This window comes from Microbulbifer thermotolerans (genome assembly GCF_900112305.1).
In the GTDB taxonomy this organism is placed as follows: Bacteria; Pseudomonadota; Gammaproteobacteria; order Pseudomonadales; family Cellvibrionaceae; genus Microbulbifer; species Microbulbifer thermotolerans.
In genome coordinates, this window is the sequence record NZ_FOKT01000008.1 from 10,533 (window position 1) to 23,149 (window position 12,617).

The following is a 12,617-nucleotide window of genomic DNA, read 5'->3' on the forward strand; positions in this document are numbered from 1 at the left end:
GGATGGCTATTTCGAAACCGTCGGATACAGGGATGTATCCGACGGAGCTACAGGGAAGTACTCGTGCGTTTTCGAAATAGCCATCCTATTGCCTGAGCGCCACGGAACTAACCAAAGCGTTCGCGCGAATTAATCAGAGGTTCCCTAGACCCGCGCTTTGGCCGGTTTTCTGCCATTGCGCAACAGGCCGAAAAACTGCGGAATATCCTTGGCAAACATCAGGTATAGACAAGGCACCAGCAATAGGGAAATGGCGGTCGCCGCCAGTATGCCGTAGCCTAGGGAGATGGCCATTGGAATCATAAATCGCGCCTGTACCGATGTCTCAAAAATCATCGGCATTAAGCCGCAGAAAGTGGTCACCGTAGTGAGGATAATCGGGCGGAATCGGCGTGCTGCAGCCTGTTTGATTGCGTTAGTGATATCGACACCCTGCTCCCGCAAACGGTTGCCGTATTCAATCATCACCAGCGTATCGTTAATCACCACACCGGCCAGCGCCACCATCCCCAGCAGGCTCACCATGCTCAGGCCATAGCCCATCACCAGGTGTCCCAGTAGTGCGCCAATAACGCCAAAGGGAATCGCTACCATCACGGTCAGAGGCTGGATATAGCTCTTCAGAGGAACAGCCAGCAAGAGGTAGAGTGCGGCGATCGTCAGAGAGAAGGTCAAGCCCAGTGAGGCGAGTCCCTCGCGCTCGTCCGCCTGGCGCCCCTCATAGGAAATCGTGAGCCCCGCGAACTCCGCCTGCAGCTGAGGCACCACACTGCGGTTTAGTTCATTGATGACCAATGCGGCCTGATCCGGCGGATCCACATTGGCGGTGACCGTCATTACCCTGCGCCCCTCGCGCCGGCTGATGGTGGCATAGGCGCGGCCCTTATCCACTTCGACAAGGTCCGGCAGCGGCAGCCACAGGCCATTGCCAGCACGGATCATAATGCTGGACACATCATCCAGGGATACTCGCTCCTCCTCGGGCAGGCGTACCATCACTTTGACTTGATCGCGGCCGCGCTGCTGACGCATCGCCTCGGCGCCGTACAGGGAGGCCCGCAACTGCCGCCCGATATCCTCCGCGCTAAGTCCCAGGCTCTTGGCAGTTTCGGTGAGTGTCAGATCCAGTTGCTGCTTGCCCAGAGAAATACCCGCATCGATATCGCTCACTGCGGGAAAGGCTTCCAGCTCCCGTGCCAGCCGCTGTGCCGCCTCTTCGAGTACATTTGTATCCGTGTGGCGCAACTCCACTGTCAGCGCGGCGCCCGCACCGGGCCCACCGCGATCGGCGGCAAAGCTGGAACTGAGCGCACCGGGCACGATCCCCACCTCGCGGCGCCAATCGCGCACGAATTCTCCGGTGGTGAAATCCCGCTGATCCGAAGGCACCAGATAAACATCCACCACCACCGAGTTATCCCGGACAAGTCCGCGCATTCCGAGAAATACCTTGTCGCGCTCCCTCTGCGCCAGCACCCGGTCCGCTGCGGCCATAATCTGGCTGCGCGCCCTGTTCAGCTGTTGCTCGGCGATACCCGGAGGAAAAGTGACCTCGACCCGGCCGGAATCCCGTTCCACCTTGGGCATAAGGGTAAAGCCCATGCGCCCGCTGGCGGCGTAGCCGCCCACCACCAGCAAAACAGCGATCGCCACAGCGATTGAGGTGTAGCGGTGGCGCACACACAAATCCAGTAACGGCTTGAAGCGCATCTCGACAAAGCGGTCCAATCCCCGCGCAATTAGCTTTTGTCGCGCCGCGACACGGCGCGCCCAGCCTTTGCGGTAACCACGGCGGGAATAGGCCAAGTGCGCCGGAAGAATAAACAGAGCTTCCACCCAGGAGATCACGAACACGGAACCGACTACCAGGGGGATGACACCGAATATTTTGCCCATAAAGCCGGGCAAATACATGAGGGGAATAAAGGCGACAATATTGGTGAGAATCGCAAAGGTCAGCGGCACCGCCACTTGGCGCGCGCCCGCGATGGCCGCCTGCAGGTTACTGTAACCGCGGCTGCGCCATTCGTGAATGTTTTCACCGGCGATGATCGCGTCATCGACCACAATTCCCAACGCGATGATGAAGGCGAACATACTGACCATATTCACCGAGATACCCATCCCCGGTAAAAACAGCAGCGCGCCGAGAAAACTGGTGGGAATACCCAGCGTCACCCAGAAGGCCAGGCGCAGCTCGAGAAAGGCTCCGAGCACGACAAACACCAGCAGCAAACCGACAAAAGCGTTTTTCAGCAGCAGCGATAAACGCTCCTTGAACACCAGTGAATCGTCATCGCGGATGGTCACGTGCACGCCCGGCGGCAGTGTGCTTTCCAACTCCGCCAGCACTTCGCGTACAGCCTCGCTGACACTCATCGGCGTTTGATCGCCGATCCGATATACGTCAATACCTACCGCCGGTTGGCCGTTGTAGAGCATATTGCGCGGCTCATCCACCAGCGCGTCGCGAATGCGCGCAATATCCCGCAGGTAGACAGCGCCACCCCCGGAGCCCTGGGCCACAACAATATCACCGAACTGTCGCGCCCAGTCGCGCCGCTCGGTGACCCGGACCAGAATCTCCCCCCCCTCATCCGATTTGACGCCGCCGGCCGGCACATCCACCGCGGCATTGCCCACCAGCTGCGCGACCTCCGGCAGCGAGAGACCGTAGCGGCGCAAGTCGTCGCGCTTCACTTCGATGGCCACCTCGAAATCGCGTACACCGGAGGTCTCGAGCTGGGTAATATCCGGGTGCGCTTCCAGCTTGTCGTACACCTGCATGGCGACATCGCGCAGAGTGCGGTCATCGAGATGTCCGTGGACCACCAGATCCATCACATCCCGCTTGCGTTCGGCGAGGCTGACCTGAGGGCGCTCGATATCGGATGGAAACGTGGTCACCCGATCTATCGCCTGCTGCACATCCTGGTAAACCTGGTTGGCATTGGCGTCCTCCTCCAGCTCCAGGGTCAGGCTGGCGCTGCCTTCGGAGGCGTTACCACGCATTTCCTTGATGCCGACGATCCCTTGCACCGCCTGTTCAGCGGCCACCAACACGCCTCTTTCCACCTCCGCGGGGCTGGCCCCTGGGTAAGAGATGCTCACTGTGACGGTGTCCAGGCTGAACTCGGGGAAGACCTCTTTCTTAATGGTGAGAGAGAAAAGCAAACCGCCGAGGATAAACACCAGCATCAGCAAATTGGCGGTGACGTGATTGTGCGTCATCCAGGCGATAGCGCCGGTGCGGGTATCCACCGGAGATTTGGAGAGTTTGGCCTGATTCATTCCCCCCTCCTTCCCTGCGGCGGCATCTGTCTCTGCCGGGGCTCACCTTCCGCTCCAGGCGCACGCATACCTAGCGCCTCCGGGCGCTGCACGGGCTCCTCACCGGCAACCCTGACCGGCATGCCGCTGGTCACCGTGGTTAGGCGCGTGGTCACCAGCCGCTCCCCGCCGCGGAGGCCGCTGGCGAGCACCGCGTAGTCATCACTTAGGTACTCGATATTTACCGGCCGTATCTGGATGCGATTGCCTTGAACTATCCACACCACATCTCCATCCTGCACGGCGGTCAGCGGTACCCGTACCCTATCGGACGTTGTACGCGCGGTGATTTCCACCTGGGCAAGATCATTGAGCAGCAGTTGCGGCTGGGATGGATCATCGATCGCCAGCGGATCCTTCAGTTCCACCAGCACCCGCGCCAGTCTGCCCTGCTCCTCCAGCACCGGGATGGCACGCACGAAGTCGCCCTGCCGATACTGGTCCTCCGGCCACTGGCTGCCGCGGATACGCACTTCGGTGTCCGGGCTGCTGACATACCGCAAGCGGGATGCCGGCACTTCCACCTCGATCTGAAAACGCTCGGCGCCGGCTAGGGTATAGAGCTCCGTGCCCGGGGCCACGCGGTCCCCCACATCCACACTGCGGCTCACCAGCAGAGCAGTAAAGGGAGAGGTGATGCGGGTGAGGCGCAGATCCCGCTCGGCCAGGCGCACCTGAGCTTCCGCCGAATCCACCCGCGCCCTGGCTGCCGCCAGTTGCGGCTCGCGCAGCACTAGGGCCCGGTCAGCCTCCGGCAAGGTGGCCCCCAATAAGGCGTACTCCTCCTGTGCCACCGCCCGCTGGCCCTCTTCCTGCTGCAGTTCGGCGCGGCGCTCGGCCAGTGTGCTACGCGCTGTTTGCAGGGCGAGTTGGTAGGGCTCGGCTTCAATGCGCAGCAACGGTTGACCCCGCTCCAGGGTTGAGCCCGGTCCCAGTCCGTAATCGATCCACTCCACACGGCCTTCCACCTGCGGCTGCAGTTCTACCGTTTCCCTTGCGGTAACCAGCCCGAGCCCCGTGACCGTCAAAGGAAACTGTCCCCGCTCGGCCACCACTGTGTCCACCGTGGGCGGCGGCGTCTTGCGATCGCCGCGGCTCATGGTGGGCTTATCCCGCAACAACCAGCTGGCGATCAATACCGCCAGCAGAATCAGCGCGATGGGCAGGGCAAAATTCCAGTTCAACCGTTTCAACTGCTTAAGCATCTAGTTCCCCCGTCCGGTACAGCTCCAACTCCACCGGCTCCGCCGCGGGCAGGTCTTCCCACGGAAGACCGCCGGAGAGCGCGCGATAGAGCGTTACCCGGTTTTCCAACAGTTCTCGCTGGGCGGTCAGTATCTGCCGCGCCAGACTTTGTTGTGAATTAGTGGCGGTCAACACATTGAGGAAATCCACCGTACCGCGGGCATAGTTGCGCCGCTGGCGTTCCACAATCATGTCCGCCAGCCGCTCGCGCTCGCGCAGATGACGCAAGCGGTCGAGCACCGCCTGTTCGCGGATAAGAGCCTGCTCCACTTCGGAAAGGGCCTGAATCACGGTGCCGCGGTAAAGGGCCCAGCGCTCCTGCAGTGCCGCATCCGCCTGTTCCTGAGCAGCGGCCAACTGCCCTCCGTCGAAGATCACGCCTTCGACGGCGGCAGTGAGCGTCAGAAGCCAGTCGTCGACGATATCCGAGATGGCCGGGCCACCGCCCGAGGCCACGGCGGACAAGCTGATCACCGGCAGGCGGTCCGCCCAGGCCTGCTCCGCCGAGTAGTAGTCCGCGAGCAGTTCGCGCTGGGCTTGTTGCACATCCGGGCGACGCAACAGAAGGCGTCCAGGCACACCTGTGTCCGGAAGCGCGGGCATAGATGGCATTCCCGGAGCGGTTTGTACCAAAGGCTCGAGCCGCTGAACACTGATACCCAGCAGGGCCGCCAACTGCACTTTGAGCGTCTCTATATCCGCCTCTGCCTGCTGCAGCTCCTGCTCGGATTGCTGTACCAGCTGACGCTGCTGCAGCACGTCAGCGGCGGCGGAAACACCGCGGCCAAAACGCATCTCCAAGACCTGCAGTGTCTGTCGGTTGATTTCCAGCTGCTGCGCCAAAAGATCCCGCTGTCCCCACTGTTCACGCAGCTCCAACCAAGCAATGGATACTTCCGCGGCAAGGCTGAGTGCGGCAGTCTGTAGATTCTGCTCCTGGGCCAGGTAGTCCGCTTCGGCGGCCTTACTGCCGGCGCGCACCCTGCCCCAGAGGTCCACCTCATAGCTGGCCGCCAGACGCCCGCTCCAGGTGTTGCCCTCATTCTCACTGCCCTCGAAATCAAAGTCACCATCCGCGCGACGCTGCTCCGTGTTCTCCAGTCTGCCAGTCAGCCGCGGCCAAAACCCCGCGCGCGCGCCGCGCGCGGCGGCGGCCGACTGTTGCAGTCGCCACAGAGTGGCCTGAAGGTCAGGGCTGTCTTGTAGTGCTAGCAGTACCAGTCGATCCATCTGCGGATCATTGAAGCTCCGCCACCAGCGCATTTCGGCCATTTCAGTGCCGGAAGCGCGGAAGGTATCAGGCAGGCCAAGACTCTCTTTTGCCAAGTCCGGAGGCAGAGTCGGGGAGGCACAAGCGGTGAGTAGCGGCAGACAAAGCGCAATTAACCGATGAAATCGCAAAGATATACCACCAAATTATCTGTATTAGTGTGGATCTTGGAAAATTTTTGCGCTTATTATCGGAAACACCCCTGCGCCCGCAAGGTAATTTACGGTTGTTTACGTTTCGGGGGGTGAGGCTTGAGACAATCCGGCCGTGCCGAGTGGCCTCTACTTAGGTATGATGCGCCACACTAAACTGAACGGTCACACAGCGGCCGCAATCAAGTTGGAAGTAGACGAGAAATACAATGAGTAAACATCAGCCCCTGGCCCACTGGGACGACATTCTCCTGCTGGACCGCCAGCTCACCGACGAAGAGCGCATGGTGCGCGACACCGCGCGCGAATACTGCCAAACCAAACTCATGCCCCGTGTCCTGGAGGCCAATCGCCACGAAATCTTTGACCGCGAAATCATGCGCGAGATGGGCGAGTTGGGTCTGCTGGGTTCGACCATTGAGGGCTACGGCTGCGCGGGCCTGAACTATGTTTCCTACGGCCTTGTGGCCCGCGAAGTGGAACGGGTGGATTCCGGCTATCGCTCTGCTATGAGCGTACAGTCCAGCTTGGTGATGTACCCCATCTCGGCCTACGGCTCCGAAGAACAAAAAGAAAAGTACCTGCCCAAGCTGGCTACCGGTGAATGGGTCGGGTGTTTCGGACTCACTGAACCGGACGCTGGCTCCGACCCAGGCGGCATGAAGACTCGCGCCAAGAAAGTCGACGGCGGCTATCGTCTGACCGGTTCGAAAATGTGGATCACCAACAGTCCCATCGCCGATGTATTCGTAGTCTGGGCCAAGGACGACGAGGACGTTATCCGCGGCTTTATTCTCGAAAAAGGCATGGAGGGGCTGTCCGCACCGAAGATTGAAGGAAAGTTCTCTCTCCGCGCATCCATCACCGGCGAAATCGTGATGGATAATGTGTTTGTACCGGAAGAAAACAAGTTCCCGGAAATCGGCGGCCTGCGCGGCCCCTTCGGCTGCCTGAATCGAGCCCGCTACGGCATTTCCTGGGGCGCCATGGGCGCGGCGGAATTCTGCTGGCACGCGGCTCGCCAGTACGGGCTGGACCGCAAACAGTTCAACCGCCCTCTGGCACAAACCCAGCTGTTCCAGAAAAAGCTCGCCGATATGCAAACGGAAATTGCCCTAGGCCTGCAAGGTTCCCTGCGCGTTGGTCGCATCATGGATGAAGACAAACACTTTGACCCCACCATGATCTCCCTGGTCAAGCGCAACAACTGCGGCAAAGCACTGGAAATCGCCCGCGTGGCTCGCGACATGCACGGCGGTAACGGCATCGCCGACGAATTCCATGTAATCCGCCACGTGATGAACCTGGAAGCGGTCAACACCTACGAAGGAACCCACGACGTCCACGCACTGATTCTCGGACGCGCACAGACGGGCCTGCAGGCGTTTTGCTGACATCTGGGCGCAAACCCGGGGCTCCGCTCGGAGGGCAACCGGACTACCGGGGGCCATCCGGGCCTTTCCATGCCCGTTATGGACGTAAACAGCTGTGGACTCGTATGCGCCGCCTCCGTAAATTCCCACCTGTGCGGCCTTGCGCCACATACAAACGCCGTCGCCACCCCGGAAGCCAAAACTTATGGAACAATTGCTCCACTGGTTCGACCTAATCGGCATCGTGGTCTTCGCCTTCACTGGCGTGCTGGCCGCCGGGCACAAACAGATGGACCTGTTCGGAGCAGTGGTGCTCGCCTGCGTTACGGCCACTGGCGGCGGCACCACCCGGGACATGATTCTGAATATTCCAGTATTCTGGCTGCAGGATACGCACTATCTGTGGATCGCCGCAGTCACTGGTGTAATCAGTTTTTACCTGATCCGCTATTTACAGGTCCCCATGCGCCTTCTCATGGTTGCCGATGCCATGGGGTTGGCGGTCTTCGTCGTTATCGGGACCCAAAAAGTACTGGAGCTCGGCCACTCCCCGACAATTGCCATTGTCATGGGGGTAATGACCGGTACCTTTGGCGGTCTGATCCGCGATATCCTTGCAGGCGATATCCCGCTTCTGCTGCGCCGAGAGATCTACGCCACTGCCGCGCTGGCCGGTGCTGCCACACTGGTGCTGCTGCGAGCCAGCGGCAAGGTGCCCGGCGAAGCGGTAGTGGCCACGGCAGTCTTGGTAACTCTGGCGATACGCCTCGCGGCATTGCGCTGGAATCTGTCCGCGCCCATCGCGCGATTCGGCAACAAATGAACGGCATGCAGTTTTTTACGAATTTCCCGGCGGAGAACCGCTTCCGCGCTGCGAATATTACTCTTCTTATCATCTGCCTCCTGCTCGCCGCCTGCGACCGGGAGTTGGCTCAGGATCAGGCCGTGTCCCCTGCCCGCCTGATTCCCAAGGCCTGCTGGTTTGAAACCGATGACAGCTGGCCGGAAAGCCAGTGCTTCATGATGGAGGTACCGGAAAATTACGCCCAGCCGGCGGGCCGCACAATTCGCTTTCCAGTGGTACGTTTTCTCGCCCCGGAGCGCGACCCCGACAAACTACCCCTGCTGCATCTGGGCGCTGGCGGCCCCGGCGCCAGCCTCGGGCTGGAGCCGGAAAACGCCAGCGAGTGGCTGTGGATCAACTACGCCGCAATGACCGTCGACAACGGCCGCGACCTGATCGTAATGGACCCACGAGGTACCGGCATGGCCCAACCGCGGCTCACCTGCGATGAATTTATCCAGGACGCCGATACTGCATACCGGCAGAATTTGTCACCGGACGAGGAAGCGAGGGTATTCACCTTCAGCATGGAACGCTGCTACAGCCGCCTGTCGAAAATCGCCGACCTGACACAGTACAACAGTGCCACCGTGGCCCGGGACGTAGAGGAGTTGCGCAAACAACTGGGGCTGGAGAAACTCAACCTCTACGGGGTCTCCTACGCCTCCCGCTACGCCCTCACCCTCGCCCGCGACTACCCGGATTCCGTGCGCGCCCTGGTACTCAACAGCGCCGTGTTCCCGGACATCAAATATACCCAGCAGCTGGCCGATGACGCACTGGCTGCCTACGAACGGGGTTTGCGCTACTGCAGCGAAAACAAAACCTGTAACAGCCGCTATCCCAATCTCAAGCAGAGACTGGAAAACCTGGTGCAGTCGCTGGATGAAAATCCGCTTACCGTAACCGTCAAACACCGATTCAGCGACAGTGAATACCCCTTTGTGCTTAACGGACAAAGGCTGTTGCGGGTACTGTTTCAAGCTCTGTACGATGAAAACTTCTACAGCGACCTCCCCCAACTGATCGAGGCCCTGGAAAACCGCGAAGAGGAGCCGGCCCGCGCGGCTGTCGCCAGCTTTATGGAGATACTGCTCGACCCCTATTTCGGTGACGCAGCTGGCATCAGTCACTTCTGCTATGAAGAAGCCCCCTTTGTGGACTTCGACAAAGCCCGCGCCAGTGCGGCGGAAAGCGGCATTCTGGGTGGTGCCGTGCGCAGCGACATCGATCTGATTCAAATGCAGTGCCGTATCTGGGCCATCCCCTCCGCATCGCTACGAGAATCCCAACCGGTGGAGACATCATTGCCGGTGCTGGTGATGCACGGCGCACTGGACCCAGTGCTCCGCGCGGACGATGCCGACAAAGCGCGGCGCAAACTAGCCAATCACCAATGGCTGCTATTCCCGCAACTGGCGCACGATGTCGTATCCGCCAGTAACTGCGCAGAGCAGGCCGCGGCCCGCTTTCTCGACAACCCTCGAGAACCCCAGCGGGAAACAGTCCTGGTCTGCCGCGAGGAAGAGCTCGCGGGTCAGCGCTCCGCGAACGGCGCCTGGTCTGTGCCCGCCGTGGACGGCCAGGCGGAGTGAAGCGCGAATGCCGCGCGTTTTGCGGTTCAGATAAAAAAGATCAAAGACAACTACAGCAACACAATGAGTATGGACACAAAGGAAGTGATCGAGGTCCGGGAACTGGCGGAGATAGCGCCATCCTCTAAAGTGGTGATCCTAGACTGCCGCTACGACTTGGCCGATCCCGAGGCCGGTGCCAGAGACTATGCCAAGGGGCACATTCCGGGAGCGCATTACGCCAGCCTGCACCGGGACCTCTCGGGTCCCAAGGCCCGCTATGGCGGCCGCCACCCGATGCCCAGCGCGGAAGACTTTCAGCGCTTCGCCCGCGCCCTAGGCATTGAACGCGACTCTCTGGTGGTGTTATACGACGATCACCGCCTGGCCTTCGCAGCCCGCGCTTGGTTTCTGTTCCACTACTTTGGCCACAATCGCATCGCGATATTGAACGGCGGGCTGAACGCCTGGCGAAATGCCGACCTGCCCCTGCAACACACGGTCCCTGCCCGACCTGACGACGGCGACTTTACCGCGATTCCACGCCAGGAAATTCTGTTGGATCACGGGCGTATATTCAGCGCCCTCGACAACCCGCCCTGGCAATTGATTGACGCCCGCGATCCCCGGCGCTTTGCCGGTATCGAAGAGCCGATTGATCCGGTCGCGGGTCATATCCCAACTGCCATCAATAAACCCTGGCAGGGAGTGACCCGGAAAGACGGCAGCCTAAAGAGCCGCTCCGAGCTGCGGAAACACTGGCAGGATATTCCCGCCGACGATCAATTGGTGAACTACTGCGGCTCCGGTGTCACGGCCTGCGTAAACTACTTCTCGCTATATCTGATCGGCCGCACAGATGCCCTACTCTACCCAGGCAGCTGGAGCGATTGGTGCGCACATATGCTCTATCCGCAAACCGAACAATCGGAGTAATCCAGCACTGTACGCACCTATAGTCAGTCATCAGCGAAGCAAGCAGGCACCGGTGCCCGCCAGGCCACAGTAGCCATCCGGATTCTTCGCCAAGTATTGCTGGTGGTCTTCCTCCGCATAATAAAAAACAGGCGCTTCTGCGATCTCAGTTGTGATGGCGCCTAACCCTTTCTCTTCCAGCGCTTGTTGGAACAGCGCTTCCGAGGCCTGCGCTGCCGCCAGCTGTGCATCGCCAAAGCAATAGATACAAGAGCGGTACTGTGTGCCCAAATCATTGCCCTGACGCATGCCCTGGGTCGGGTCATGCTCTTCCCAAAATCTCCGCAACAATTCCTCGTAGGAAACTTTGTGCGGATCGAAGACGACTAGCACCACTTCGGCATGACCGGTACCTCCGCTGCATACCTCCCGGTAATTGGGGTTGGGCGTACTTCCGCCCGCGTAGCCCGCTGCCGTGCTGTAGACACCCTCTATCTGCCAGAAAAGCCGCTCGGCTCCCCAAAAGCAACCCATGCCGAAAATCGCTTTTTCCAACCCCGCTGGAAAAGGCTCCTTCATTGTATGCCCATTCACATAGTGCACGCCGCTGATGGGCATCGGCTGGTCTCGGCCGGGTAGAGCTTCTTCCGGACTGGGAATGGTGAATTTGTCGTATTGCATTGCGTTTCCTGTCTACAGCGTTAGCGAGGTCCGGCCACAAAAACCGCGCACCTCAAATGTTAAAGGTCCCCACCTGCGATCAACAGACAACCACTGGCCTTCATCGGTCGGGTTACCGCCCAGTCAATAAAATCGGCGCCCAGTCTTTCCTGCGCGCGCGCCCCCAGGCGCAGAAACGGAGAGCGCCCGGGGTCCGCCAGAATCACTTTTCGGACACCGGACTGTAACGCACGCCGGGTCAGGTTGTACAAGGGATTCTCCAGCTGATCCCAAAAACAGATATCGGTGCCGATCAATACATCAAAGTTTGCCAGATCCACCCGCGTGACTCGCTCATAGCGGCAGCGCCAGGTTTTTACTTGAACATCATTGAGCTCCGCGTGATATTCCACAAAGGGAAAAACACTCGGATCTGCATCCAGCCCGGTGACATCCGCCTGGAAATGTTTCGCGCAAAATATCCCGCCGAGCCCCCAACCGCAGCCTAGATCCAGTACCCGTGTGCCCTTTTTTAATGGATTTTTCTTCAGATAATCCATCATCAGACAGCTGCTCTTCCAAAATTTGTTGCCATGCAGTGCCGGCTCCCCGGCCTGCCGCCGCAGTCTGCGCATATCCGGATGGGCATTCTGACGGATGGTGAGCCCGAACAAGCGCCGACTGTATTTTATTTGTGTCATAACTTGGCAGTGACTCCTCACAGAAAGAGATCAGATGATAGTTAAGGGGGCCTGATGATCGCGTAAAGTCCCCGCTGGGCGGGATGCACTTGTTTCCGGATTTAAGGAACCTCTGATTAATTCGCGTGGACACTATGGTAGCTTCCGGGGCGCTCAGGCAATAGGACGGACATTTCGAAAACGCACGAGCACTTCCCTGTAGCTCCGACGGATACATCCCTGTATCCGACGGTTTCGAAATGCCCGTCCTATCACCTGAGCTTCACGTCCGCTCCCGAAGCGCCTCTGCCACCAGAAAGTGACTTAATCAGAGGTTCCTTAAATTAAGGCTTTGCGGCCAAATGTTCATTCCATTGCCTGAGCGCCCCGAGAGCAACTACAGCACTGCTACGAATTAATCAATAGTTCCTCAATGCCCCAACACAGAGATTCCAGCGATCAAATCCGCTCAATTTTATCTTTTGGCGAACAAAGCTTCATCTGTCGCGAAATACGCGTCGCGCAGAACAAGAAACTGTTCACCGCGCCTTTACGGCAGCTCTTTTGTCGCGGG

Annotated in this window: 9 protein-coding genes; 4 read left to right on the forward strand and 5 right to left on the reverse strand. The window is 59.6% G+C overall.

The window, feature by feature from the left end; translation table 11 throughout:
- Positions 1-144: 144 nt before the first annotated feature.
- Genes BM155_RS13270 through BM155_RS13280 form a run of 3 tightly spaced genes read right to left on the reverse strand, consistent with a single transcriptional unit; the run spans position 145 to position 5,976 of the window.
- On the reverse strand, positions 145-3,291 hold the full coding sequence (locus tag BM155_RS13270; RefSeq protein WP_074903656.1) for an efflux RND transporter permease subunit: 3,147 nt from the start codon (positions 3,289-3,291) through the stop codon (positions 145-147).
- A complete protein-coding gene (locus BM155_RS13275; protein WP_067153050.1) occupies positions 3,288-4,535 on the reverse strand; it encodes an efflux RND transporter periplasmic adaptor subunit in 1,248 nt (415 codons plus the stop codon). Before BM155_RS13275 ends, BM155_RS13270 begins: the two co-directional genes overlap by 4 nt.
- Positions 4,528-5,976, reverse strand: coding sequence for an efflux transporter outer membrane subunit (locus BM155_RS13280; protein ID WP_074903658.1), 1,449 nt, complete (start codon positions 5,974-5,976; stop codon positions 4,528-4,530). The genes BM155_RS13275 and BM155_RS13280 overlap by 8 nt, the downstream gene beginning before the upstream one ends.
- Before the next feature lie 230 nt (positions 5,977-6,206).
- Here BM155_RS13280 and BM155_RS13285 point away from each other — a divergent pair, with 230 nt between their 5' ends.
- The 4 genes from BM155_RS13285 (at position 6,207) to BM155_RS13300 (ending at position 10,724) form a co-directional block, all read left to right on the forward strand.
- A complete protein-coding gene (locus BM155_RS13285; RefSeq protein WP_067153046.1) occupies positions 6,207-7,391 on the forward strand; it encodes an acyl-CoA dehydrogenase in 1,185 nt (394 codons plus the stop codon).
- A gap of 184 nt (positions 7,392-7,575) precedes the next feature.
- The gene (locus BM155_RS13290; RefSeq protein ID WP_067153044.1) at positions 7,576-8,193 is read left to right on the forward strand and encodes a trimeric intracellular cation channel family protein; all 618 of its coding nucleotides are present in this window, start codon (positions 7,576-7,578) and stop codon (positions 8,191-8,193) included.
- Between the two features lie 5 nt (positions 8,194-8,198).
- Positions 8,199-9,809, forward strand: coding sequence for an alpha/beta hydrolase (locus tag BM155_RS13295; protein ID WP_083421211.1), 1,611 nt, complete (start codon positions 8,199-8,201; stop codon positions 9,807-9,809).
- A 63-nt stretch (positions 9,810-9,872) separates the two neighbouring features.
- Positions 9,873-10,724, forward strand: coding sequence for a sulfurtransferase (locus BM155_RS13300; protein WP_254773192.1), 852 nt, complete (start codon positions 9,873-9,875; stop codon positions 10,722-10,724).
- Between the two features lie 30 nt (positions 10,725-10,754).
- Here BM155_RS13300 and msrA read toward each other — a convergent pair whose 3' ends face one another.
- Both msrA and BM155_RS13310 read right to left on the reverse strand, forming a co-directional pair.
- Positions 10,755-11,384 carry a peptide-methionine (S)-S-oxide reductase MsrA gene (msrA, locus tag BM155_RS13305; RefSeq protein ID WP_067153040.1) on the reverse strand — a complete coding sequence of 210 codons (630 nt, stop codon included), beginning with the start codon at positions 11,382-11,384 and terminating at the stop codon, positions 10,755-10,757.
- Positions 11,385-11,443: 59 nt separating this feature from the next.
- Positions 11,444-12,064: a class I SAM-dependent methyltransferase gene (locus tag BM155_RS13310; RefSeq protein ID WP_074903663.1), complete on the reverse strand. Its 621-nt coding sequence runs from the start codon at positions 12,062-12,064 to the stop codon at positions 11,444-11,446.
- Positions 12,065-12,617: the final 553 nt, after the last annotated feature.